Below are 24,022 nucleotides of genomic sequence, written 5' to 3' on the forward strand. Positions count from 1 at the left end.
GTCGCGCGGGCAGGCACTCGGGGCTGCGTCAATGCACCAGCTTGTCGTGGTCCAGCAGCAGCAGCCGGCAGCGCGGGCAGTGCCAGGCCATGTTGGCGGCGGGCCGCAGGTGCATGCTGAGGGTGTTGGGCAGCGCTCTGCCGATGTGCGCGAAGAGCCCGGGGCGGCCGCGCGCCCGGGGCGAGAAGATGGCCCCCTTGCCCAGCATTACCCAGCCCTGCTCCATGGCGGCCCCGCACTCGGGGCAGCCATAGTCCCGGCCCTGCCAGAGTGCCGGGTCGTCGGGCACGGCGCGGTTGCGCTTGTGTATCCACACCACCAGAGCAAACAGCAGGCCCAGTGCAAGCAGGCCGCCGGCGACACTGACGAGGATGGGCATGAGCTGGCCTGCATCGGCCATGGGCCGGGCTCCGTTGCGAGGTCGCCGCGCCGCGGGGCGGCTCCGCAACAAGCTCCCACAAGGCGCGACTCGGTACTGTGCGCCGCCTCACGCCACCGCAGCCCCACCCCGCAAGGGGTGGGGAGGCCGCAGCGGCGGCTCGGCTAAGATTGCGCCTTTCTCCGCTGCTGATCTGCGCTGCTGATGGAGCCCCGACCATGATACGACGCAACACCACCCTTGCCGCCCTGCTGCTGCTCATCGCCGGCGATGCCGCCGCCTTCAAGTGCATGCCCATCTACGGCAACTGGTGCGGCATCGACCATCCGCGCCGGGGCATGCCGCCGCCGGTGGATGCCTTCGACGCCGCCTGCATGCGCCATGACCTCTGCACCGCCGCCACACCGGTGGACCGGCCCTGCGATATCGCCTTCGTCAACGAGCTGCACGGCATCGCCGCGCAGGTGGGCGGCATGCCCCGGCCGCTGCAATGGGCCGAGTATGTCATCCGGCTGAAGGCCGGTGGGCCCTGGACCGGCATGCCCATGCCGACGCCCTGGGATGCCATGGGGGCCTTCTCCAGCCTGACTGCGCCTTGTTGGTGATGCCGGGCAAGTGCCCGCTGCTCCGACGCAGCGGGTCCGTGCCCTGGGAACGGGCCTGACCGATCAGGCCCTGGCGCTCAGCGTCACGTCCTCGAGGCCGTCGTACTGTCCGTCCGGCGCCAGCCGGTAGCCGGTCACGCCCAGCCGTGCCGCCAGCACCTGGTCTTCGAACCAGAGCGGCACATAGGGCAGGTCCAGGTGCAGCAGGTGCTGGAGCGAGCGGTAGAGCGCCGCCTGCCGCTGCGGGTCCGGCTCCGCGGCGGCGGCGTCGATGAGCCGGTCCGCGGCGGGGCTGAGGTAGCGCCCGCGGTTGGCACCCGCCGGCGGCATGGCGCTGCTGTGGAAGGCGTAGCGGAAGATGTCCGGGCTGCGGATACCCACCCAGGTGAGGCTGTAGAGCTGGAAGCGCCCGGCCTTGACGTCGCCGAAGAAGGTACCCCAGTCGTAGCTCTGCACCCGCACCTCGATGCCGACCTCGCCGAGCTGGGCCTGAATCACCGTGGCCAGGCGTACGCGGAAGGGATCGCTCGAGGTCTTGCAGCTGAGCCGCAGCGGACGGCCGGGACCATAGCCCGCCTGCGCGAGCAACGCCCGTGCCCGCGCCGGGTTGTGCGCATAGGGCGTCAGGTCGGCGGCACCCGCCCAGTGCTCCGGCGGGAACAACGCCTCGGCCAGCCGGCCGTTGCCCCGGAACAGCCAGCGGAGGATGGCCGCGCGGTCGATGGCGTGGGCGATGGCCCGGCGCACCTCGGGCTGCCCCGTCGCCGGGTCCGCCAGATTGAGCCCGAGGTAGGAGAAATTGACGCCCGGCGCCCGCGCCACCTGCACCTCCGGCCGGGCACGCAGGTAATCCACCAGCTCCGGCGGCAGATCGTTCTGAAGCAGTTGCGCCTCGCCGCGCAGCAGCTTCATGACGCGGACGTTCGGGTCCTTCACCGTCACCAGCTCCAGGGCCTGCCCATCGCGCCGGCGCGTCAGTGCGAGCCTGCCCGGCTCCGGCCAGCAGGCGAGCCGCAGCGGCCCACTGCCCACCGGCGCTCGCTGAAACCCGTGGCCGGCCTCCACCAGCCGCGCCGGCAGAATACCGATGCCGAGGTGGTAGGCGAAGAGCGGCTCCGGCGCCTTCAGGTGGACATCCAGGGTGCGCTCGTCGCGCACCACCAGCCGGTCGATCACGGACAGCACGGCACGATGGTGGGAGGCCGTCGCCGGGTCCAGCACAGAGGCATAGGTCGCCGCCACGTCCGCCGCCCGCACCGGGGTGCCGTCGCTGAAGGGCGCAATGTGGTCCCGCAGCCGAAAGCGCCAATGCGTGGGCGAGCGCTGCTCCACATCGGCGATGCCCGGGATCGGTCGGCTCGCGGCATCGAAGGCCACCAGCCGCGCGTAGAGCAGTCGGTTGACCCGCTCGGACACCGCATCCGTCGCGAGGCGCGGGTCGAGGTTGCGGGGCTCCGTGGCGATGGCGAAGCGCAGCGTATCCGCAGCCGGCGCGCGCCGCCCACAGCCGGCGGCGACACCCAGCAGCGGAGCGCCGGCCGCGGCCCGGATCAGCGCCCGGCGGCGCACGACGGACAAGCCATGGGTCGCGGCCGGCTCACCGCTGCCGACCTCACCAGTGCCGGTAGGGATGCCGTGCCAGGTTGACGTTGTAGAAGCGCCCGTCTCCGGTGACCTCACGGCCCGCCCAGTCGGGCATGTCGAAGGCCTCGTCCTCGTGGCTGAGCTCCACCTCGGCCATGACCAGGCCCGCGTTGTCGCCCGCGAAGACGTCCAGGTCCCAGACGTGCCCGCCGTGGCGCACGCGGTAGCGCACCTTGTCGATGGGTGCGGAGACGGCGAGCTCTTCCAGCATGGCCGCGGCGTCCTCGGGCGGGATGGGATACTCGTACTCGCTGCGGCTCGGGCCCTGCATCATGCCCTTGATGGTGAGCCAGGCCTGCTCCCCCGCCACGCGCACGCGCACCGTGGCGTTCTGGTTGTTGGCGAGATAGCCCTGCATGATGCGGGTCTCGGACTCCACGGCGTCCCGCCAGCCCTCGCCCTGCACCAGGAATTTGCGCTCGATTTCGGTCGGCATGGAAGGAGCCTCTGCTCAGGTTGCGCACTGCCGGCAGCAGCCGGCCGCACTACGCATGTTTCTCGAACACCGCCATCGCCTCCAGGTGCGCCGTGTGCGGGAACATGTCCATGGCCCCGGCGGCGGTGAGGCTGAAGCCGAGGTGGTGCACCAGGTGCCCGGCATCCCGGGCCAGGGTGCCGGGGTAGCAGGAAACATAGACCAGCCGGCGCACGCCCGTGGCCGCGAGCGGCTCCAGCACCTCCAGGGCACCGCTGCGCGGCGGGTCGAGCAGGGCGAGGTCGAAGCGCCCGGTGTGCCAGGGTGCGGCGGCGGTGGGCTCGGCGTAGAGGTCCGCGCACTGAAACTCGACGTTGTGGATGCCGTTGTGCGCTGCATTACGGCGTGCGCGGGCGACGAGCCCGTCCTCGCCCTCGACACCCACCACCGCCGCGGCGCGTCGCGCCACCGGCAGCGTGAAGTTGCCGAGGCCGCAGAACAGGTCCAGCACGCGGTCATCCGGTCCCGGGTCCAGCAGCGCCAGGGCCTGATCCAGCATCATGCGGTTCAGTTCCAGGTTCACCTGGGTGAAGTCGGTGGGCTCGAACAGGATCTCGACGGCGTCTGCCGGGTCGTGCGCCGGCAGCACATAGCTGAGCTGCACTGCCTGCCCCGGCAATGGGGCGATGGTCTCGGTGCCGCCGGGCTGAAGATAGACATGCAGGCCGGTGTCGGCGGCGAAGGCCAGGAGCTTGTCCACATCCCCGGCCGACGGCGGGTCCAGCACCCGAAACACCAGCACCATGGGGCCGTCGCCCTGGGCAACCTCGATCTGAGGCACGCGCTCGCGGATGGAGAGGCCCTCCACCAGCGCGGCGAGCTGCGGCAGGCGCTCCCCCACCTCCGGGCGCAGCACGTCGCAATGGGTGAGGTTCGCGACGAAGGACGACCCCCGCTCGCGGAAGCCCACCAGCACCCGGCCCTTCTTGGCCACCCGGCGCACGCCGAGCCGTGCCTTGCGCCGATAGCCCCAGGGCGACGCGACCAGCGGTGGCAGCCAACGCTCGGGCGCCACCTTGCCGATGCGTGCCAGCGTCTCCGCCAGCACCTGCTGCTTCATGTGCACCTGTGCGGCGGGGTCCATGTGCTGGAGGGCACAGCCGCCGCAGACACCGAAGTGGGCGCAGCGCGGCTCGACGCGCTCCGCCGCCGGAGCGAGCACCTCGGTGACCGTGCCCTCGTCGTGGCGCCGGGCGCGACCGGTGTAACGGAACAGCACCCGCTCCCCCGGCAGGGCGCCGTGCACGAACACGGCCTTGCCGTCGATGTGCGTCACGCCCCGGCCGTCGTGGCTCAGCGAGGCGATGTCCGCCGCAACGGGCTCCGTCGGCAGGGGCTTGCGCTTCTTGCCCAAGGTGCTTGCGTGCGCGCTGGATGGGCTCAGGCGGGGTAGACGCCGGTGGAGAGGTAACGGTCGCCGCGGTCGCAGACGATGCTCACGATGACCGCGTCCTCCACCTCCTTGGCAAGCCTGAGTGCGGCGGCCATGGCGCCGCCCGAGGAGACGCCGGCGAAGATGCCCTCGCGGGCGGCCAGGGCGCGCATGGTCTCCTCCGCCTCCTGCTGGGAGACGTCGATGATGCGGTCCACCCGGGAGGCATCGTAGATCTTCGGCAGGTAGGCCTCCGGCCAGCGCCGGATGCCCGGAATGCTGGAGCCCTCCTCCGGCTGCACACCGATGATCTGGACCGCCGGATTCTGGGCCTTCAGGTAGCGGCTGGTGCCCATGATGGTGCCGGTGGTGCCCATGGCGCTCACGAAATGGGTCACGCCGCCGGCGGTGTCGCGCCAGATCTCAGGGCCCGTGGTCTCGGCATGGGCGAGCGGGTTGTCGGGATTGGAGAACTGGTCCAGGCGCACACCGGCGCCCTGGGCCTCCAGGTCGCGGGCGAGGTCGATGGCGCCTTCCATGCTGTCCTCCCGCGGCGTGAGCCGGATCTCCGCCCCATAGGCGGCCATGGCCTGGCGCCGCTCCACGCTCATGTGCTCCGGCATGATGAGCAGCATGCGGTAGCCCTTGATGGCCGCCGCCATGGCGAGCGCAATGCCGGTGTTGCCGCTGGTGGCCTCGATGAGCGTGTCGCCGGGGCGGATCAGCCCGCGCGCCTCGGCATGCGTGATCATGCTGAGCGCGGCGCGGTCCTTGACCGAGCCTGCAGGGTTATTGCCCTCCAGCTTGCCGAGAATGACGTTGGACGTCTCGCCCGGCAGGCGCTTTAAGCGCACCAGCGGCGTATTGCCGACGAATTGCTCGATACCCGGATAGTCCATGTGCCTGTCGCTCTGCTGGCTGCCTGTGTCGCGCCGCGTCCGCCCGGACACGGGCGAGCCGGGCGAGCCGGTGATGGATCATTGTGCACCAGTGGCAACGGTCGGCAAAGACCGCCGCGGACCCTGCCCGAGGACCCGCTGGTATACAGCGCCGGCCCTGCGCGCTAGGTTAGCGGGTCACAGCGTCAGCCACAGTTGCGCGGAGCCGCCATGCAGCAGCCGGACAGCACCGATGAGCTTCCCGTCTGGGACCAAGCCGCCGCCGTGCGCAGCGTCGGCGACCTCGGCCTGGCGCGTCGGCTGCTGGCGCAGCTGTGCGCGGGCCTGCCGGACGACCTGGCGGCGCTGCGCCGCCTGCACGCTGCGGGCGAGCTCACCGAGCTCGCCGAGCGTGCCCATCACGTGAGCGGCGGCGCGGCCTACTGTGGGGTCACAGCGCTGCGCGCGAGCCTCAAGACGCTGGAGCAGCGGGCGCGCGCGGGCGATGCGGCGGACAGCGCAGCGGCGCTGCAAGCCCTTGCCGTGCAGATCGAGCGCCTGCTGGCGCACCTGCGTGCACTGGATTGAGCACTGGTTTGAGCACTGGTTTGAGCACCGGCCCGGGCCGGGCGGCCGGCATCAGCCCACCCGCCGCAGCAACAGCAGCGCGGCACCGGCAAAGAGCAGCGGCGGTGCCAGCGCCGCCACGGCCGGACTCATGCCGTAGAGCAGCGACAGGAACGCAAAGCTGCGGCTCACCAGGTAGAAGGCGATGCCGATGACGATGCCGACGAAGACCTTGATGCCGGTGCCGCTGGTGCGGGCCGAGCCGAGCAGCACGGGTATGGCGACGAAGATCATGGCCAGGATCAGCAGCGGCTGCACCAGCTTGCCCCAGAAGGCCACCTCGTACCGGCCCGCGTCCTGACCGCTGCGGCCCATGAAGCGGATGTAGCGGTACAGCCCCCACACCGAGAGCGCCTGCGGCTCCACCACGATGACCTTGAGCAGCGACGGGCGCAGCAGCGACGACCAGCCGGCCTCCGGCACACGCTCCACCTGCACGCCGTCGCGGCTGATGATGCTGCGCTCGATGTCGCGCAGCACCCAGCCGCCGTCCTGGTACACCGCGCTTTGCGCATGGGTGGCGGACCGCAGTGCCGTGCCCTCGACGCGGTAGATGGAGATCCCCCGCAGACCGGCGCCCGGACTGAGCTCGCGGATGTTGACGAAGGTGTCGCCGTCGCGCGCCCAGAGCCCGGCGGCGGTCATGGATAGATCATCCCCGGTCTGGAGCATCTGCCGCAGTGCCAGCGCGCGCTGCTCCGCGGGCGGCGCCACCACCTCCCCCAGCACCACAGCGCCCGCCGCCAGCAGCGCGCCGCCCAGCATGGCCCCGAGCACGATGCGCCCGATGGACACGCCCGCCGCGCGCATGGCCACCAGCTCCGACCCCGCCGCCAGCTGGCCCAGGCCCACCAGGGCGCCGATGAGGGTGGCGATGGGGAACACCTGATAGGCGTAGCGGGGCAGGCTCAGGGTCACGAACCAGAGCGCGTCCTTGAAGCCGTAGCCCTCGGTGCCGAGCTTGTTCAGCTCGTCGGCGAGCAGGAAGAACGCGAGCAGCGGCAGCAGCACCGCCAGGGTCGCGAGGGTGCCCAGGATCACGGCCCGGGCCAGGTAGCGGTCAAGCCGGTTCATTGCCGCGCGCGCCGGCCGGCTGCCGTCGTCTGCCGCAACCGATGCTGTGCCCCCGGCTTTCCCACTGGCTGCCGCCTAAGACGCCTTGGCCGCGGCCGCCCGCCCGGCACCGCCGGTGCCCCGCTGCGCTGGTGTCGAAGCATGTCGTTTCTGCCGCTCGTGCCGTTCCGGTAGACTCAGCGCCGCGGACGTTAGCACAGCCCGGCGGCGCCGCGGGGTCGGCACCCCGCCGGCGCCCGCCCTGACGCAGCCAGTGACCACAGGAGACCCCATGGAGCTCAAGATCGTCGGCGGTGACCTCGCCAAGGCCAAGACCCCCTGCCTGATCATCGGCGTATTCGACAAGCACAAGCTCTCGGCGCCTGCCGCGGCCGTGGATGCGGCCAGCGACGGCGCCGTCGTCAAGCTGCTGCGCCGGGGCGACCTCGACGGCGGCAAGGGCTGGCTCATGGCCTACGACCTGCCCGGCGTCGCCGCCGAGCGGGTGCTGCTGCTCGGTCTCGGCAAGCGCAAGGAGTGCGATGCCGCCAAGCTCGCCAAGGCCCTGGGCACGGCGCTGTCGCGGCTCGCCGAAACGCACATCACCAAGGCCCTGCTGGCCCTGCCGGACCGGCTCGACGACTACGCCTGCGCGCGCGCGGTCGGGCTCAAAGCGGTGGAAAGCGCCTACCGCTACGAGCGCACCAAGGCGCCCAAGGAGGACGCCCCCACCCCGCTTGCGCGCCTTGAGCTCTGGGTGGAGAAGGCGCAGCGCGACGCCGCCGAGCGCGCCCTGGCCCACGCCGATGCCATCGGCGCTGGGGTGGCGCTGGCGCGGGAGCTCGGCAACCTGCCCGGCAACATCTGCACGCCGGGCTATCTTGCCGAGCAGGCGCTTAAGCTGGCCGATGCCCACGCCGCCCTGAGCACCGAGGTGCTGGACGAGGCCGCCATGGAGGGGCTCGGCATGGGCGCCCTGCTGTCCGTGAGCCGCGGCAGCCGCCAGCCGGCCAAGCTCATCAAGATGACCTACCAGGGCGGCGGCACCGACGCCAAGCCCGTGGTGCTGGTGGGCAAGGGCCTCACCTTCGACGCCGGCGGCATCTCCATCAAGCCCGCCGCCGACATGGACGAGATGAAATACGACATGGCCGGCGGTGCCAGCGTCTTCGGCGCCGTGCTCGCCGCCGTGCGCATGGGCCTGCCCATCAACCTCATCGGCGTGGTGCCGGCCTCGGAGAACCTGCCGGACGGCGATGCCAACAAGCCCGGCGACGTGGTCACCAGCCTGTCCGGGCAGACCATCGAGATCCTCAACACCGACGCCGAGGGCCGCCTCATCCTGTGCGATGCACTCACCTACGTGGAGCGCTTCGAGCCCGATGTGGTGCTGGACATGGCCACCCTCACCGGCGCCTGCATCGTCGCCCTGGGCCGCCACCCGTCGGGGCTCTTCACCGCCGACGACAAGCTCGCCCGGGAGCTGACGGAGGCCGGTGAGGCCGCCGCCGACCGGGTCTGGCGCATGCCGCTGTGGGAGGACTATCAGCAGCAGCTCGACAGCAACTTCGCCGACATGGCCAACATCGGCGGGCGCGACGCGGGTGCCGTCACCGCCGCCTGCTTCCTGTCGCGGTTCACCAAGGCCTACCCCTGGGCGCACCTGGACATCGCCGGCACCGCCTGGGTCAAGGGCAAGGAGAAGGGCGCCACCGGGCGGCCCGTGCCCCTGCTCGCCGAATTCCTCATCCGCCGCAGCGGGGTGGAGACCGGGGCTTAGGCCGTCACCGTGCGTCGCACTGGGAGCATGGGCTCCATGCCGCCATGACCCGGGTGGACTTCTACATCCTCGCCGACGGTGCCCGCGGCGACCGCCTCACCCTCGCCTGCCGCATTGCCGAGCGTGCCCATGGCGAGGGGCGGCGGGTGCTGATCCATGCGCCGGAGCCCAATCTCGCCCGACAGCTCGACCGCCTGCTCTGGACCTTTCGCGACGCCAGCTTCGTGCCCCATGGCCTCGTCGGTGAGACCAACCCCGCCTATACCCCGGTCCTCATCAGCAGCGACGGCGAGCCCGCCACCGAGGACCAGGTCCTCATCAACCTGAGCCCCGGGGTACCGGAGTTCTTCGCCCGCTTCGAGCGCCTGTGCGAGCCGCTGGATCATGATCCAACCGTGCGCCAGGCCGGGCGCACACGCTGGAAGTACTACAAGGACTGCGGCTACGCGCTGAAGCACCACGAGATCCGCTGACCCGCTACGGCGGACGGACCGGCCGTTGGCCCACCGCACGACCGCGCCGCGGCGGCGCTGACCAACCCGAGGGTGTCGTCGTCCAACCGATTTGAGCCCCGTCAGGTCAGCTCAGCGCATCATGACAGGACGCTGACCCTGACCCGTTGCGGTGGCTGCGCGCGTTTCCCTCATCATCAACAAAAGACTTTCACCGATTGATAGCTCATCCCGCGCGGGTGAGGGTAGTGCGTTGACCCGCTTGCCGACGTGGCCGCCGCTGAACCCTTCCGTTTCACGGCGCGCCGACGACGCGGGCGCCCGCATCCAATGCAATTCATCCGGTGAATGGACATACAATGGACGTGAGAACCCTCTGCGGTGCGCTTGCGCTCACCTGCTTCTCGTCGACCCTCCTGGCGCAGGCCACTCCCGCAGCAGCGCCGGCGGCGGTCCCCGGCGCGGGCAGCGTCGCCTCCAGCAAGATCCAGCCGGCCCTGGCTGCGCAGCTGGGCACGGGCGACCAGGAGCTGGTACGGGTCATCGTCAGCCTCGACTCCCGCGGCCGTCTGCCAGGACAGGGGCAGGCCGCGGAGATCGCCGCCGCACAGGACCGGATCATTGGGGTCTTTGCGCAGAGCAGCTCGGGCGCCAGAGTCCTGAATCGCTACCAAACGCTGTTCGGCTTCTCCGCGGAGCTGACCCGCACCGAGATCCAGGCCCTTGCGGCGCGCAGCGATGTGACTTACGTGGAGCGGATGCCGGTCCACTATAAGGCTGACGCGGAGAGCTTTCCGTTGACCGACGTGGACCTGGCCCAGGGCGCGGGCGCAGACGGCAGCGGCGTGGTCATGGCGATCATCGATGACGGCATCGACTACAACCTCCCCGACTTCGACGGCAAATACCTCGGTGGCTACGACTTCGGCGACAATGACCCGGACCCCCTGAATGACTGCGCGAGCCAGTCCCACGGCACGTCCGTCGCCGGTGTGGCATTGGGTGCCGGGGTCACCGCTGCGGGTGTGGCCCCGGGTGCAGACTTCGTATTCCTGAAGATCCAGTCCTCCGGCCTCTGCGGTCTGCCGCTGTTGGACGGCGACCTGGTTGGGGCCATCGACTGGGCCGTGGCCAACCGGGATGTGTATGGCATCGACATCATATCCATGAGCCTCGGCGGAGGAACCTACAGCTCCGAGAGCGCGTGCGACGCCTCATCCAGTCTCTATTTCAATGCCATCCGCAATGCGGTGGATGCCGGCATCACGGTCATCGCCGCCAGCGGCAATGCGGGGTTGTGTGATGCCATGGCCCGCCCCGCCTGCTTCTCCGACGTCATCAGCGTCGGCGCCGTCTACGATGCCCCGCTCGGCACCATACAGTGGTGCGTCAGCAGCGACACCTGCGCAGACGCCGCCGTGAGTCCGAACTGCCCGACCGGCTATCTGGCGGCAGTCGAGGCTGCCCAGGCGGACAATGTGATCGTCTACTCCAACAGCGCCAGCTTCCTCGACCTGGTCGCCCCGTCCACCTGTGCCGCAACGGTCCTGCCCGGCGGCACGCCGCAGAATTGCTTCGGCGGGACCTCCTCCGCCACGCCCTTTGCCGCCGGCGTCGCGGCCCTCGCCATCGAGTCCGCCGGCAAAGGCGCGCTGACCCCGGAGGACATCCGCGCACTGCTGACGGGCACCGGCGATGCTGTCCTCGACCCGAAGAACGCCCGCATCTCGCCGCGGGTCAACGGCCTCACCGCCGTGACTCAGGCCCCGGACTACGCCAGTGGCGGCGGTGGTGAAGCCAATGCGCCGCCGACCGCGGCCTTCGTCTCCACCTGCACAGACCTTGCGTGCAGCTTCGATGCCGGTGGCAGCGCCGACAGCGACGGCTTCATTCAGTCCTACGCCTGGACTTTCGGTGACGGTGCCGGCGGCAGCGGCGTCAGCACCGACCACAGCTATGCAACGGACGGCAGCTACACAGTCACCCTGACCGTCACCGACGACGACGGCGCCAGCGACACCGCCACGGCGACCATCGACGTGAGCGCGGCGCCCGGCACCAGCTGCAGCCTCGTGGTGGACTTCGAGGACGGCGCCGCCGGCTGGAGCAACGACACCGCCGCAAGCACCTGCACCACCGGCGCCTTCGTGGCGGCGCGGCCGACGCTGGTGAACAACCTCGGGGTGATCACCCAGGTGGACGGCGATCACACCACCGGCAGCGGTGATGCCTACTTCACGGCACTCAACATTGCCGCGGGTACCAATGACGTGGACGGCGGGAACTGCGTCGCCACCTCGCCGGTGTACGACGTGGCACAGGATTCAACGCTGTCGTTGTGGTACTTCTCCGGTCAGCGTGATGCCGGCGACGACCCCGCGGGAGACTTCTTCCGCCTGGAGCTGTCCACCGACGGCGGCAGCACCTGGTCCACACTGGCGGCCAACGCCGATGAGACCGTCAACGCGGCCTGGACCCAGGCCACGGCACCGGTGCCCGCGGGGGCACGGGTGCAGCTGCGCATCCAGGCCTCCGACGGCACGCCCGCCGGCGACCTGGTGGAGGCCGGCATCGATGATGTGTCCGTCTGTGCGGCTGTGCCCTGAGCGGGCAGCGGCGAAACCTGTGGGTATGGCGCAGCCAGTGGGGGATGGGCGCGTTGCCGCGGCACCGTCGCACGGCCGCCGCAGGCCGCCCCGTCGCGAGCGACGGCCGCCGTTGACGAACAGCTACAGCTCCCGCAGCCCCAGCACGTCCTGCATGTCGAACTGACCGCGCTCCTTGTCTGCAATCCAGCCGGCGGCACGCACCGCACCGCGGGCGAAGGTCATGCGGTTGCTGGCGCGATGGCTGATCTCCACCCGCTCGCCGTCGGCGGCGAACCAGACCGAATGCTCACCGACGGTATCCCCGGCGCGGATGGTCTCGAAGCCGATGGTCTGCCGGTCCCTGGGCCCCGTGTGGCCGTGGCGGCCGTAGACGGCCACATCGCCGAGGTTGCGGCCGAGGGTATCGGCGATGACCTCCCCCATGCGCAGCGCCGTGCCCGAGGGGGCGTCCACCTTGTGGCGGTGGTGGGCCTCGATGATCTCGATGTCGACATCCTCGCCCATGACCTTCGCGGCGGTCTCCAGCAGCTTGAAGCAGAGGTTGACGCCGACGGACATGTTGGGCGCGTAGACCAGCGCGATGTCGATGGCCGCCTCGCTCACGGCCTCGCGCTGGCCCGGGCTCAGGCCCGTGGTGCCGATGACGGTGCGGCAGCGGGCATCCCGGCACAGCGCCAGGTTGTGCATGGTGGCATCCGGCGTGGTGAAATCGATGAGCACATCGAACTCGCCGAGCACCTCGTCCAGGTCCGGGCGGATGGCCGCGCCCAGCTTGCCGATGCCGGCCACCTCGCCCACATCGAGTCCGATGAGGCCGCTGTCGGCCTGCTCGGTTGCGGCGCTCACCACCAGTCCATCGGCCCGGTGCACGGCGCCCACCAGGGTGCGGCCCATGCGCCCACCGGCGCCCGCCACCGCCACACGAATCTCCGCCATCTTCGGCTCCACAGAATCTCTCCGGTTGCTCGATAGCCCAAAGATACCCGACGCGGCCGGCGCGCGCGATGCGCCAGCGCAGCCCTTCGCTGCCCCATCGCGCCGACCCGTCGCGGCGCTGGACGCCCCCACGGCGGCGGCGTACGCTCAGGGGTTGTCCCGTCTTTCCAAACCGTCGCTCGACCCACACCCATGGCTGTCCTGAACCGCAAGACCGTGCAGAAGATCTCGCGCGGACTGCGCTCGCGTTATCCCCTGTTCTACGTCCTCGGTTGGGAAGAGGAGCGCATCGAGCGGCTGCTGCGCTCGGTGGCCAAGAGCTATTACAACGGCGCCGGTGAGCTCATCGTCTGGAGCGCGAACGACGGCTTCCACGCCGGCGACGGCGACCCCTCAGGTACGGCCCTCGCCGCGGTGGCGGATGCCGGCGGCAACGCGGACCTGCGCGACCCCATCGCCGCACTGCGCGCCATCGCCGGGTCCGAGCGCCCGGCCATGTACCTGATGAAGGACCTGCCGGTGTGGTTCGAGGCCAATCCGGCCCTGGTGCGCGCCGTGCGGGACCTGTACTACCGCCTCAAGCAGCGCAGCATTCATGTCTTCCTGAGCTATCCGCAGCTCATCCTGCCGGAGATTCTCAAGAAAGAGCTTTTCCTCATCGAGATGGACCTGCCGTCCGAGGAAGAGATCGTCGACACCCTGGCCGGCGCACCCAACGTCGGCGACACGCCGCGCGAGCACCTGTACCGGTTCGCCGCGGCCATGCGCGGACTGTCCCTGAACGAGGTCATGCACCTGCAGGCGCGCCTGTTCCGCGGCGAGGGCGCGGACCTGGATGCGACGTTGGCCGAGATCCAGGAAGAGAAATCCCAGCTGCTGCGCAAGGAGAGCTGCCTGCGCTTCTATCCACCCCAGCGCAACCTGAACGACGTGGGCGGCCTGGAGAACCTCAAGGAATGGGTGGTCAAGCGCGCGGATCTGTTCTCGGAGAAGGCCTACGAGGCGGGCATTCCCCTGCCCCGGGGCGTGCTCTTCATGGGCGTCTCAGGCTGCGGCAAGAGCATGGCCGCCAAGGCCATCGCCGCCGCCTGGCAGCTGCCGTTGGTGCGCATGGACATGAGCCTGGTGCTGTCCGGCAGCTTCGGCACGGCGGAGTACGCGTTCGAGCAGGCCACGCGCATGGCGGAGGAAGTCGCCCCCATCGTGCTCTGGGTGGATGAGATCGAGAACGCCTTCGGCTACGACGAGCACGGCGGCGGCGGTGCCCATGGCGCCGGCAATGTGAACATCTTCTCGAGCTTCCTCACCTGGCTGCAGGAGAAGGACCCCCGCGTCTTCGTCGCCGCCACCGCCAACCGCATCCAGGCCCTGCCGGCGGAGCTGATGCGCAAGGGGCGCTTCGACCAGCTCTTCTTCCTGGACCTGCCGCACAAGGAGGAGCGCCGCGAGATCTTCCGCATCCACATCCAGGCCAACGGCGGCAATCCGGACGACTTCAACCTGGGCTATCTCGCCGCCAGCACCAAGGAGTGGAGCGGTGCCGAGATCGAGCAGGCGGTGAAGTCCGCCCGCATCGATGCCTATCAGGAGGACCGCCCCTTCACCGAGCGGGACGTGGTGAACAACATCGTCGCCATCATTCCCCTCTCACGGACCATGGTGGAGCAGATCAAGGCCATCAAAGACTGGTGCTTCAAGCGGGCCATCACCGCCTCCAAGCCGGCGCCGAAGGAATGAAAGCGCCGGACCGGCCGCGCCCGGATGCTGTGTCCGCGGCGCTGCCGGTCCCGGCGCCCAGCTCCGGGTCAAGTCGACTGGCGCCGACCGCAACGGCCGGCGCGCAACGTCGCGCTCAGGCCGATGGCCCCATCAGACCGTTGCGGCCCTGCGCCGACGCAGACCCACGCCCAGCAGGCCCGCAGCCACCAGCACCAGGGTTCCAGGTACCGGCACTTGGGGGATCGAGCTGGCCTCGATCTCGATCTTCTCGCGCACGGCTCGCTCGAAATCGTCGAAGGATGCGGCCGGCACCACGATGCCGTCCGAGGTGACGACGTTGTTGGCGTAGAAGGTGGCGATGGACGAGCTGCCGATGGCCAGACCGTTGACGACCACGCCGGCTGCTTCGGCGGCGTCCCGGGCCGCCTGCGTGGAGAACGCGCTGCTGGCCCCGTCGCCCGAGACATCCATGATCAGGTTGGTCGTCATCGGGCCGTCGATGCCCGTCAGCAAACCCAATGCCTTGTTCATACCCGCGGGGATATTGGTGCCGCCGGTACCCGGCCGCCCGAATGCATCCAGGGTCTGTGCAAAGGCATCGATGGCCGCCGCCGAATCCAGGATCTGGAAGGCATCCAGGGACGTCGTCAGGGCCCCACTGGCAAAGAACACGGCGTTCACCGCCACTGCGCCGTTCTGACCGGACAAGAGCTTCGACTGGATGCCTGAGTCCCGAAACGCCTGGGCGTAACCATCCATCTGCAGCGTATATTCGGACGAGCTGATGCTGCCTGAAACATCAATGACGAGGGAGAGGCCCAGATCCACCGGGATGAGGCTCGCGTGAGCGCTCCCCAATCCAAAGACCAACGGCAGTGCGGCGAGTGCGCGAAAAGCTTTCATGATGAGATCCTCTGAAACGAATAACGACTCTGCGACAGCCGGACAACACAGTGGCGCATTGCCTGGAGCATTGCCGCGACAGCCTTAAAGCACAGCGCATGCCAGTTAATGTTTTTCCTTTTTATACAGTGTCTTATGAGAGTTTTCCGGCAATTGAAGGTGCGGTGTACAAAGAATGTGTAAAGGCGATTACACGATTCGTATAACCCCTTCACAATGATCTATTTGATTGAATAGGGGCACGCTGCATTCAGTCGTCGAGAAAAGCTTATCCAGACATCAGGGTTTCTACCTATTATTTCTGTCTGTTCCGTTTTGCTGCGGCCTCATGTGGACTCTGTCGGCCTTATCGGGAAGACTGCTCTCATGCAGATCGGAGCTGTGCCCGCCCGGACACCGCAGCTGCGGGACTGACGGTCGCGCAAGGGCTTGACAAGCACGGATTCCTAACAGGCAGCAGTACCCGCCGCGTCCAGGCGAAACGCGAAGCAGGACTCGACGGGCAGCTGTAAAGAAAGCTGACACCCGAGGGTGCGCCGGCAGCGGGACGCCAGGGCCGCGGGTGTGGCCGGATCACCGCAACGCCGGAGGGCCACCGTCGCAGGCGTGCGTGGGAATGCGCGGCGCAGCCTGGAAAGCCAGCTGCGGGGAGCCAGGACATGATTTGCTGAGGCGCTCAGCAGCGCCGGATGGACGCGAGAAGCACGGCTCGATTGGACGCCGCAAGTCCGGGCTGGCGGCAGCGGTGAACGCCGCCCCGACAGCGCATTCCAGCGGGCCCGGCACGCCTCGGTCGGCGCTGCCGGCGACGCTCAGCGGAGACCTTCCTGCTCCAGCTGCTTGCGCAGCACCTCGATCTGCACGTCGAGGTCCATGACATCGGCGCGGCGCAGGCGCTCGCGCTGGCGGTGGAACTGCTCCTCGATGGTGATGAGCACGTTGCGGAAGCTCTGGGTGAGCTCAGGGCTGTCGCTGTGGCGGTGGGTGCGCACATAGCCGTCGGAGACCTGCTCGGCACCCTCCAGAAACACGGTCAGGAAGCGCCGCGCACGGCGCAGGTCCGACGGCCGCTCGGCGATCTGCGCGAGCATGCCGCGGCCCTCGGCGGCGATGCGCCCGAGCCGGGCCTCCAGCTCCGGGTTGCCGACGGCGCGTGCCGCCTGCTCGATGGTGATGAGCCGCTGCTCGGCCTCCGCCAGGGCCTCCGCAACCTGGCGCGACTCGCGGTCACCGGTGCCCAGCTTCTCTCCCGCCAACAGGGGCTCGAAGCGGTAGATGAGGTGGAATGCCAGCGCCGCCAGTGCGCCGAAGGCGAGTCCCACCGGCAGCGAGTGCCCCACCCCCAGCACAGCGGCAAGGGTGACGCCGGCGGCCACCGCGAGCCCGCCCAGGTTCCTGCGCGACAGCCGCAGCCGCCGGGAGAAGCGCCGCTCCAGCGCGCCCGGGTCGTCCGCACTGCCGCGGGTGAGCACCGCCCCGAGGGCAATCAGCCCCCAGCCCAGGGCATCGCCGATGAAGCCGCCGAAGCGCCCGGCGGCCAGCGCCATCACCGCCGACAGCAGCAGGGGTGCGGACAGGAGCCACAGGCCGAAGACGCCCGGGCGCCGGCGACGGGACATTGCATGGCGCTGCGGGGCGGCGGCCGCCTTGCGTGCCCGGGCAGGCAGCGTGCCCATGGGGCGGGCGGCCGGCAGGTTCAGGTGCAGGTCCAGATCCGAGACCTTGTCCAACAGCCGCCCGAGATCCCGGGTCCGGGTGGGGGCGCCCTTCGGCTGCCCGGCGCCGTCCGGGCGTTCATCAGGCTCCCCGCTCATAGGTAGAACAGCGACTGGCAGGACACCAGCCCCAGACTCAGGGTCATCAGGGACCAGCCCAGCACGCGGCTGCCGAGACGCGGTGACGGCGGTGCCGCTTGGGTCAGGCCACTGCTGGAGGCCGTAGATGGGTACGCGGAGGTCTTGCTCATGAGCGCGATGATACGGCGTCCGCCGGGGGCTGCGCACCGTGCAGACGCACGAAGTCATCCACGGCGCTGGCCAGGTGGGCGGCGAGCTCCGCTTCCGGCACGCCGTCGATGAGGTTCAGCAGCAACCGCAGCTGGAAGCTGCCGAAGCACAGGTTCAGCAGCTGCCAGGCCGCCGCGCGGGTGTCGTGGCGGCGCAGCAGCCCGCGCCGCACCAGCTCCTCCAGGGCCGTTGCCACAGTGTGCTGGATGGCCGCGGGTCCGCTGTCGAAAAAGCGCGCGGCAATGCCCGGGTGGGCGCAGGCCTCGGCGATGACGAGCCGATGTGTGGCCACGACTTCCGGGTCCAGGATCAGGTCCATGAAGCGCTGCACCAGGGTGCGCAGCACGGCCCGTGCGTCCTCGCCGGGCGGCACCGTGGCACCGTCGAAGCCATAGCTTTCCACCTTGGCGCGGATGCAGTGCTGGAACAGGTCCTCCTTACCGGCGAAGTGCGAGTACAGCGTCTGCTTGGACACCCCGGCGGCGCGGGCCACACGCTCCATGCTCGTGCCCTGAAGCCCCTGCTCCAGAAACAGCGTGCTCGCCGCCTGCACGATGGCGGCGCGCTTCTCGGTGCTCTTGGGTCGGCCGCCACGGCCGGCCGCCGCTGCGGGCTGCGCACTCATGACGGGGCGCCCGGCATGCCATGGCGCTCACGCTTCCTGCCGGGCGCTGCGGCGCCGATGCCTGCCGGTCCGCAGGGTCCTGAGCCCCGGCGGATCAGCTCGACGCGCTGCGTGGGGGTGCCCAGGGATCTACTGCGGGAATCCTCGATCTGGGTAAAAATCATACTGGACGGTCCAGTTTGCTTGATCTATTATCGAACCATACGGTCCAGTTTAGCTTCCACGCGGGGATTCCGCCATGTCCGTCCGTTCCGCAAGGCCACAGGCTGCACAACCGCCGCATCCCGCCGTGCTTGGGCACGCAGCCGATGCGATGGCCCCGGCGCACCAACCCCTGCCGCCGGCTGCCCGGCCCAGGGCCATCGCAAGCGGCGCCGCAGTGCGGCTGAGACCCCGCGTCCTGGCGCTGCTGACGGCGGCACTGCTCGCAGGGGCCTTGCCCGCGGTGGACGCCGATCAGCCGCCGCCCGCCGGCCCGTCCGCCGCCCTGCTGGTGCCGGTCAGCCATGCCGTGCTGCAGGACGGCTTTGCCTCCGCCCGCATTTTCACCGGCCGCGTGGAGGCAAAGCGCCTGAGCCGTCTCGGCTTCGAGCGTGCCGGCCTGCTGGAGGAGGTGCTGGTGCGCGAAGGTGATACGGTCCCGGCCGGTACCGTGCTGGCGCGTCTCGACCCCGCCCAGCTCGCCGCCCGCCGGGAGGAGCTCGCCGCTGCACTCGCCACCGCCGAGGCCGAGCTGGCGCTGGCGGAGGCGACGGCGGCGCGCTTCCGCGACTCGGTGCAGGACGGCGCCGTCACCCGCCAGGCGCTGGACGAGGCCGTGGAGGGGGCGCGGGCGGCGGCAGCGCGGGTGCGGCTGGCCCGTGCGCGCATCGCCACGGTGGATGTGGATCTGGACAAGAGCGCCCTGACGGCCCCCTTCGACGGCATCGTCACGGACCGGCTCGCGGACGAAGGGGAAGTGCTCGCCGCCGGCACGCCGGTGCTGGCGCTGCAGGAGCAGGCGCCGCCGGAGATCCGCATCGGCGTCGCAGGCCCCCTGACGCATCGGCTGACGCCGGGGGAGACCTACAGCCTCGGGCTCGGTAACGGGCAGATCCAGGCCCGGCTGCGCACCGTGCTGCCGCGGCGCACCGCCACCAGCCGTACCGTGGATGCCCTGTTCGACCCACTGTTCGACCCGGTGGATGCCGCTCACTGGCCGAGGCCGGGGGAGCTGGTGCGCCTGACCCTGTCGGAAGAGGTCGCAGAGCCCGGCCTCTGGCTGCCCCTCGCCGCCCTCAGCAGCGGCGAGCGCGGCCTCTGGCAGGCACTGGTGGCGGTGCCGGCGGACACCAACTCCGATGCCGGCCGCGGCGCCGGCCTGGGCGCGAGCCATCGGCTGGAGCCGCGCCCGGTGCAGGTGCTGGAGCTGCGCGACGAGCATGCCTATGTGAGCGGCCCCATCGCCGCCGGCGAGCCCGTGGTCACCGGGGGGCTGCAGCGCGTCGTCGCGGGCCAGCTGGTGAGAATCACACCGACCGCGGACAGTACGCCGCCGGACGCTCAGGTCGCCCAGGGAACGCCGGATGACGCACGTCTGGCGGACAGGCGCCCGGAGGCGCGCTGACATGGCACTCCCGGCGACCCAACTCCTGCGCAACCGCCACCTGCTGCTGCTCGTCATTGCGCTGGTGCTGCTGGCGGGCTGGTCCGCGTGGCAAAGCCTGCCGCGCATCGAAGACCCGCGCATCGCCAACCGCGCCGCGGCGGTCATCACCCTGCTGCCGGGCGCCACGGCGGAACGGGTGGAGGCCCTGGTCACCACCAAGCTGGAGGACGCCCTGCGCGAGGTGGCGGAGGTGAAGACGATTCGCTCCAGCTCCCGCGGCGGCATCTCCTTCATCGCCGTGGAGCTGGACGACGCCGTGACCCGCGCGGACAACGAGCGCATCTTCTCAGAGCTGCGGGACAAGCTCGCCGAGGCCGAGGGCGAGCTGCCGCCGGCGGCGTCCAAACCCATCCTGGACACCAAGCGCGGCGCCGTCGCCTACTCCCTCGTCATCGCAGTGCGCTGGGACGCCGGCGGCACAGCGCCGCTCGGCATCCTGGAGCGGCTGTCCGAGGGCCTCGCCGAGCGCCTGCGCAACCTGCCGGGCACCGAGCAGGTGGTGCGCTTCGGCGCCGTGGACGAGGAGATCCGGGTGAGCGTGGACCCGGCGGAGCTGGCGGCACTCGGGCTTACCATCGACGCCGTCGCCGCCCGCCTTGCCCAGGCGGACGTCAAGGACCCGGCGGGTGCCCTGCACGCCGATGCCCATCGGCTGCGCCTGACGGTGGACGGCGAGCTGGACGCCGCGCACCGCATCGCCGCCGTGCCGCTGGTGAGCGCGGACGACGGCGTGGTCGCGCTGGGCGACATCGCGCAAGTTCGCCGCGGCTGGCGCGAGCCGGCCGCGGAGATGGCCTACGCCGACGGCCGCCGTGCCGTCCTGCTCGGCGTGCGCACCCGCGAGGCGGTGCACCTGGACGCCTGGACCGAGGCGGCGCGGGCCCTGGTGCAGCAGGAAGGCGCCCGGCTCGGCGGCGGTCTCGACCTGGCCGTGCTCTTCGACCAGAGCCGCTACACCGACACGCGCCTGACGGAGCTGGGCGGCAACCTGCTCGCCGGCGCCGCCGTGGTGATGCTGGTGGTGCTGGTGCTGATGGGCCTTCGCGCCGCGCTCATCGTCGGCGCCGCCCTGCCCCTGTCCGCGGCCATAACGCTGTTCGGGCTGGACCTCGCCGGCGCCCAGATCCACCAGATGACCATCTTCGGCATGATCATCGCCATCGGGCTGCTGATCGACAACGCCATCGTCATGACCGATGCGGTGCGCACCCGGCTCGCCGCCGGCACTGCACCGGCAGCGGCCGTGGACAGCGCCGTGCGCCACCTGGGCGTGCCGCTGGCGGCCTCCACGCTCACCACCATCCTGGGCTTCATGCCCATCTTTCTGCTGCCGGGCAACATCGGCGACTTCGTCGGCCCCATTGCCATCGCCGTGATCCTGGCCCTCGCCGCCTCCTTCCTGCTGGCCCTCACCGTGATCCCGGCGCTGGCGGCCCTGGCGGCGGCGCCCGCCGGCGGTGGCTGGTGGCAGCACGGGCTGTCCAGCGCCCTGCTCGGCCGCGCCTACGGCGCGCTCCTGTCGGGCGCCTTCCGGCGGCCGCTGCTCGCCGCCGCCGCCTGCCTGGTGCTGCCGGTGGCGGGCTTCGTCGCCACCGGGCAGCTGGGGCTCCAGTTCTTCCCGCCGGCAGAACGGGATCAGTTCGAGGTGCAGGTGTGGGCGCCGACGGACGCCGCGGTGACCTACACGGCGGACTCGGTGCTGGCGCTGGAGCAGGCCATCCGCGCCGCCGGCGACGTGCGCGGCCTGTTCTGGGTCGCCGGCGCCAGCTCGCCGCCCGTCTACTACAACCAACTGCGCGATCAGGACCACAATGCCGCCTATGCCCGCGGCACCGTCACCGCCGGCAGCCCCGCGGAGGCGCGGCGGCTGGTGGCCGTGCTCCAGCGCACGCTGCCGGAGCGCTTCCCGGAGCTTCGCATCGTCGTACGCAGCTTCGGCCAGGGGCCGCCCATCACCGCCCCGGTGGCGCTGCGCCTGGAGGGGCCGGACGTGGACGTGCTGCAGCGCCTGGGAGCACAAGTCCGCCGCGTGCTGCACCTGCTGCCGGAGGTCACCGAGACCCGCGCCGGCATCGGCCCGGACACCAAGACCCTGGCGCTGGCAGCCGACGAGCGTGATGCGGGCCTCGCGGGCCTGAGCCTGGGCAACCTCGCCGCCCAGTACCGCACGGCGCTGGAGGGCGCCGTCGGCGGCCGGGTGCTGGAGGACGTGCAGGACCTCCCGGTGCGGGTGCGCTACGCCGCCACGGACCGCGACGACCCGGCGACGCTGGCCACGCTGCCGCTGGTCTCGCCGCGGGCGCCGGGCGAGTGGATCCCGGCGGCGGCGCTGGGGGAGCTGCGCCTCGCCCCCGAGACCGCCGCCATCACCCGCCGCGACGGCGCGCGCGTGAGCACCATCGAGGCCTGGCTCGCCCCGGGCGCCCTGCCCATCGAGGTCACCGCCGCCGCACGCCGGCTGCTGGCGCGCGAGGGCTTTGAGCTGCCCCCGGGCTACCGCCTCGCCGTCGCCGGCGACAGCGAGCAGCAGAGCGAGGCCATCGGCCAGCTGCTGGCCTATGCCCCCCTGCTGGGCGCCCTGATGCTGGCCACCCTGGTGCTCGCCTTCCGCAGCTTCACCCTCGCCGGCATCGTCGCCGGCATCGGCGCCCTCTCCGTCGGGCTCGGCATGCTCTCGCTCTGGGCCGGCGGCTGGCCGCTCGGCTTCAACCCCATCCTCGGCAGCGCCGGGCTGGTGGGCGTGGCCATCAACGCGAGCATCGTGGTACTCGCCGCGCTGCGCGCCGACCTGCGCGCCGCCGCCGGCGAGGTCCCGGCCATGGTTACCGCCGTCACCGGCGCCACCCGGCACATCGTCGCCACCACCCTCACCACCGTCGGCGGCTTCCTGCCCCTGATCCTGTTCTCCGGCGGCGACTTCTGGCCGCCGCTCGCCGTGGTCATCGCCGGCGGCGTCGGGCTCGCCATGCCGCTCGGGCTGGTGCTGACCCCGGCGCTGTATCGGCTGGCGGTGGGTGTGGGGCTGGTGCGGCGGATGGACGCCGAGCCGGAGGCCGCCGCTGCAACCGAGCCCGCGCCGGCTGCCGCCTGAGCCCGGGGTGATTGCGAACACTCGCACCGCCACCGGCATACCCGAGAGCCTGCGGGGTGCCTTGGACATGACCCGCGTCGAATTCGAGCAAGAGGCCCGGCTTGCGATGGCCGCCACGCTGTTCGAGACCGAGGCCATCGCGCGCATGCTGCACCCGGTGCCTGGCTCGGTGAAGCCACCCCGGCTCGTCCAGCGGCACGATGGTCGTGGAGCACGCGTCGATGGCTCATAAGCCGACCCCCGCCGGCTACAGCAAAGTCATTGCGACGTTGAGATACCGCCTTGCATCGCATCCTCCTGAGTTGGCTCGGCCGTACCGATCTGCGCGCCGCAACCGAGAGCGCCCAGGTCGGTACTGGCCCCATCGCCCAGGCCCTGGCCACCGGCCGCTTCAGCCGGCTGGACCTGCTCTGCGACTACCGCGCCGCCGAGACCGCGCCTTATCTGGCCTGGCTGCGCCAGCGCACCGACGCGCAGATCAATCCGCACCCGGTCACCCTGCCTGGCCCAACGGACTTCGAGGCCATCTACCGCCATGCACGCGCCCTGGCCGATGGGGTACTGACCGCCGACGACATCGGCGCCGATCAGCTGACCTTCCATCTCAGCCCCGGCACCCCGGCCATGGCCGCGGTCTGGATCATCCTCGCCAAGACGCGCGTCCCGGCCGAGCTGATCGAGGCCCATGCTCTTCGGCTACGAAAAGGGCGCCTTCACCGGCGCCGCCGTCAGCCGAGCCGGGGTCTTCGAGGCCGCCGACACCGGCACCCTGTTCCTCGACGAGGTGGGCGAGCTGCCCAAGCCCGCCCAGGTCCGCTTCCTGCGCGCGCTGCAAGAGGGCGAGATCACCCGTGTCGGCGCCACCGCGCCGATCCGGGTCGATGTCCGCCTCATCGCCGCCACCAACCGCAGCCTCATCCAAGAGGTCACGGCCGGGCGCTTCCGCGAGGACCTCTTCTACTGCCTGGCGGTCGCCGTCATCCCGCTGCCGCCGCTCCGCGAGCGCGACGGCGACGCCAGACTGCTGCTTGACCGCCTGCTCGACCAGGCCAACGCCGCGAGCGCCACGGAGCCCGGCTACAGCCCCAAGCAGCTCACCATCGCCGCCCGACGCCTGCTGCTCGACCACCCCTGGCCCGGCAACGTCCGCGAGCTGCTCAACACCCTGCGCCGCGCTGCCGTCTGGACCCCGGGCGAGATCATCGACTCCGACGACGCCC

Annotated in this window: 21 protein-coding genes and 1 pseudogene; 10 read left to right on the forward strand and 12 right to left on the reverse strand. The window is 70.7% G+C overall.

Annotated elements, in window-relative coordinates; all coding sequences use genetic code 11:
- Window positions 1–28 precede the first annotated feature (28 nt).
- Window positions 29–400, reverse strand: coding sequence for a PF20097 family protein (locus tag QZ607_RS06420; protein WP_295880951.1), 372 nt, complete (start codon window positions 398–400; stop codon window positions 29–31).
- Window positions 401–597: 197 nt separating this feature from the next.
- Here QZ607_RS06420 and QZ607_RS06425 point away from each other — a divergent pair, with 197 nt between their 5' ends.
- A complete protein-coding gene (locus tag QZ607_RS06425) occupies window positions 598–984 on the forward strand; it encodes a hypothetical protein (protein ID WP_295880953.1) in 387 nt (128 codons plus the stop codon).
- 63 nt (window positions 985–1,047) lie between these two features.
- Here QZ607_RS06425 and QZ607_RS06430 read toward each other — a convergent pair whose 3' ends face one another.
- Genes QZ607_RS06430 through cysM form a run of 4 tightly spaced genes read right to left on the reverse strand, consistent with a single transcriptional unit; the run spans window position 1,048 to window position 5,374 of the window.
- Entirely contained in the window at window positions 1,048–2,553 is a 1,506-nt protein-coding gene (locus QZ607_RS06430) for an ABC transporter substrate-binding protein (protein ID WP_295881021.1), read from the reverse strand.
- Between the two features lie 43 nt (window positions 2,554–2,596).
- Entirely contained in the window at window positions 2,597–3,064 is a 468-nt protein-coding gene (locus QZ607_RS06435) for a CYTH domain-containing protein (RefSeq protein WP_295880955.1), read from the reverse strand.
- A gap of 49 nt (window positions 3,065–3,113) precedes the next feature.
- The gene (rlmD, locus tag QZ607_RS06440) at window positions 3,114–4,457 is read right to left on the reverse strand and encodes a 23S rRNA (uracil(1939)-C(5))-methyltransferase RlmD (RefSeq protein WP_295880958.1); all 1,344 of its coding nucleotides are present in this window, start codon (window positions 4,455–4,457) and stop codon (window positions 3,114–3,116) included.
- A gap of 26 nt (window positions 4,458–4,483) precedes the next feature.
- The gene (gene cysM / locus QZ607_RS06445) at window positions 4,484–5,374 is read right to left on the reverse strand and encodes a cysteine synthase CysM (protein ID WP_295880960.1); all 891 of its coding nucleotides are present in this window, start codon (window positions 5,372–5,374) and stop codon (window positions 4,484–4,486) included.
- Window positions 5,375–5,584: 210 nt separating this feature from the next.
- Between cysM and QZ607_RS06450 the strand changes: the two genes are divergently transcribed.
- Entirely contained in the window at window positions 5,585–5,941 is a 357-nt protein-coding gene (locus QZ607_RS06450; RefSeq protein WP_295880962.1) for an Hpt domain-containing protein, read from the forward strand.
- Window positions 5,942–5,992: 51 nt separating this feature from the next.
- Here the strand turns inward: QZ607_RS06450 and lptG are convergent, their stop codons facing one another.
- Complete coding sequence (lptG, locus tag QZ607_RS06455; protein ID WP_295880964.1) at window positions 5,993–7,054, reverse strand: LPS export ABC transporter permease LptG; 1,062 nt, start codon at window positions 7,052–7,054, stop codon at window positions 5,993–5,995.
- Between the two features lie 271 nt (window positions 7,055–7,325).
- Here lptG and QZ607_RS06460 point away from each other — a divergent pair, with 271 nt between their 5' ends.
- The 3 genes from QZ607_RS06460 (at window position 7,326) to QZ607_RS06470 (ending at window position 11,871) form a co-directional block, all read left to right on the forward strand.
- The gene (locus tag QZ607_RS06460) at window positions 7,326–8,813 is read left to right on the forward strand and encodes a leucyl aminopeptidase (RefSeq protein WP_295880965.1); all 1,488 of its coding nucleotides are present in this window, start codon (window positions 7,326–7,328) and stop codon (window positions 8,811–8,813) included.
- Between the two features lie 44 nt (window positions 8,814–8,857).
- The gene (locus QZ607_RS06465) at window positions 8,858–9,286 is read left to right on the forward strand and encodes a DNA polymerase III subunit chi (RefSeq protein ID WP_295880968.1); all 429 of its coding nucleotides are present in this window, start codon (window positions 8,858–8,860) and stop codon (window positions 9,284–9,286) included.
- A 338-nt stretch (window positions 9,287–9,624) separates the two neighbouring features.
- Window positions 9,625–11,871, forward strand: a complete 2,247-nt coding sequence (locus QZ607_RS06470; protein WP_295880971.1) for a S8 family serine peptidase — start codon at window positions 9,625–9,627, stop codon at window positions 11,869–11,871.
- Between the two features lie 123 nt (window positions 11,872–11,994).
- Here QZ607_RS06470 and dapB read toward each other — a convergent pair whose 3' ends face one another.
- Entirely contained in the window at window positions 11,995–12,810 is an 816-nt protein-coding gene (dapB, locus tag QZ607_RS06475) for a 4-hydroxy-tetrahydrodipicolinate reductase (protein ID WP_295881024.1), read from the reverse strand.
- A 192-nt stretch (window positions 12,811–13,002) separates the two neighbouring features.
- On the opposite strand from dapB, the gene QZ607_RS06480 reads away from it, so the two are divergent.
- Window positions 13,003–14,547 carry an AAA family ATPase gene (locus QZ607_RS06480; protein WP_295880973.1) on the forward strand — a complete coding sequence of 515 codons (1,545 nt, stop codon included), beginning with the start codon at window positions 13,003–13,005 and terminating at the stop codon, window positions 14,545–14,547.
- 132 nt (window positions 14,548–14,679) lie between these two features.
- Here the strand turns inward: QZ607_RS06480 and QZ607_RS06485 are convergent, their stop codons facing one another.
- The 4 genes from QZ607_RS06485 to QZ607_RS06500 all read right to left on the reverse strand — a co-directional run bounded on the left by QZ607_RS06485 (window position 14,680) and on the right by QZ607_RS06500 (window position 18,063).
- Window positions 14,680–15,432 (reverse strand): DUF1194 domain-containing protein, encoded by a 753-nt coding sequence (locus tag QZ607_RS06485; protein ID WP_295880975.1) that lies wholly within the window; start codon window positions 15,430–15,432, stop codon window positions 14,680–14,682.
- An 812-nt stretch (window positions 15,433–16,244) separates the two neighbouring features.
- Window positions 16,245–17,246, reverse strand: coding sequence for a 5-bromo-4-chloroindolyl phosphate hydrolysis family protein (locus QZ607_RS06490; RefSeq protein ID WP_295880977.1), 1,002 nt, complete (start codon window positions 17,244–17,246; stop codon window positions 16,245–16,247).
- Window positions 17,243–17,398 (reverse strand): hypothetical protein, encoded by a 156-nt coding sequence (locus QZ607_RS06495; protein WP_295880979.1) that lies wholly within the window; start codon window positions 17,396–17,398, stop codon window positions 17,243–17,245. The genes QZ607_RS06490 and QZ607_RS06495 overlap by 4 nt, the downstream gene beginning before the upstream one ends.
- Window positions 17,395–18,063: a TetR/AcrR family transcriptional regulator gene (locus QZ607_RS06500; protein ID WP_295880981.1), complete on the reverse strand. Its 669-nt coding sequence runs from the start codon at window positions 18,061–18,063 to the stop codon at window positions 17,395–17,397. Before QZ607_RS06500 ends, QZ607_RS06495 begins: the two co-directional genes overlap by 4 nt.
- A 313-nt stretch (window positions 18,064–18,376) precedes the next feature.
- Here QZ607_RS06500 and QZ607_RS06505 point away from each other — a divergent pair, with 313 nt between their 5' ends.
- From QZ607_RS06505 to QZ607_RS06515, 3 genes are all read left to right on the forward strand, one after another.
- Window positions 18,377–19,669 carry an efflux RND transporter periplasmic adaptor subunit gene (locus QZ607_RS06505; RefSeq protein WP_295880982.1) on the forward strand — a complete coding sequence of 431 codons (1,293 nt, stop codon included), beginning with the start codon at window positions 18,377–18,379 and terminating at the stop codon, window positions 19,667–19,669.
- Between the two features lies 1 nt (window position 19,670).
- The gene (locus QZ607_RS06510) at window positions 19,671–22,802 is read left to right on the forward strand and encodes an efflux RND transporter permease subunit (RefSeq protein ID WP_295880984.1); all 3,132 of its coding nucleotides are present in this window, start codon (window positions 19,671–19,673) and stop codon (window positions 22,800–22,802) included.
- A gap of 67 nt (window positions 22,803–22,869) precedes the next feature.
- Window positions 22,870–23,034 carry a hypothetical protein gene (locus tag QZ607_RS06515; RefSeq protein WP_295880985.1) on the forward strand — a complete coding sequence of 55 codons (165 nt, stop codon included), beginning with the start codon at window positions 22,870–22,872 and terminating at the stop codon, window positions 23,032–23,034.
- 26 nt (window positions 23,035–23,060) lie between these two features.
- Here QZ607_RS06515 and QZ607_RS06520 read toward each other — a convergent pair whose 3' ends face one another.
- Window positions 23,061–23,489: a hypothetical protein gene (locus QZ607_RS06520; protein WP_295880988.1), complete on the reverse strand. Its 429-nt coding sequence runs from the start codon at window positions 23,487–23,489 to the stop codon at window positions 23,061–23,063.
- On the opposite strand from QZ607_RS06520, the pseudogene QZ607_RS06525 reads away from it, so the two are divergent.
- Window positions 23,488–23,739 (forward strand): annotated as a pseudogene (locus QZ607_RS06525) (sigma 54-interacting transcriptional regulator); the annotation flags it as partial. The gene QZ607_RS06520 and the pseudogene QZ607_RS06525 overlap by 2 nt on opposite strands.
- Between the last annotated feature and the right edge of the window lie 283 nt (window positions 23,740–24,022).

The organism is uncultured Thiohalocapsa sp. (genome assembly GCF_913063425.1).
Taxonomy (GTDB): domain Bacteria; phylum Pseudomonadota; class Gammaproteobacteria; order Chromatiales; family Chromatiaceae; genus Thiohalocapsa.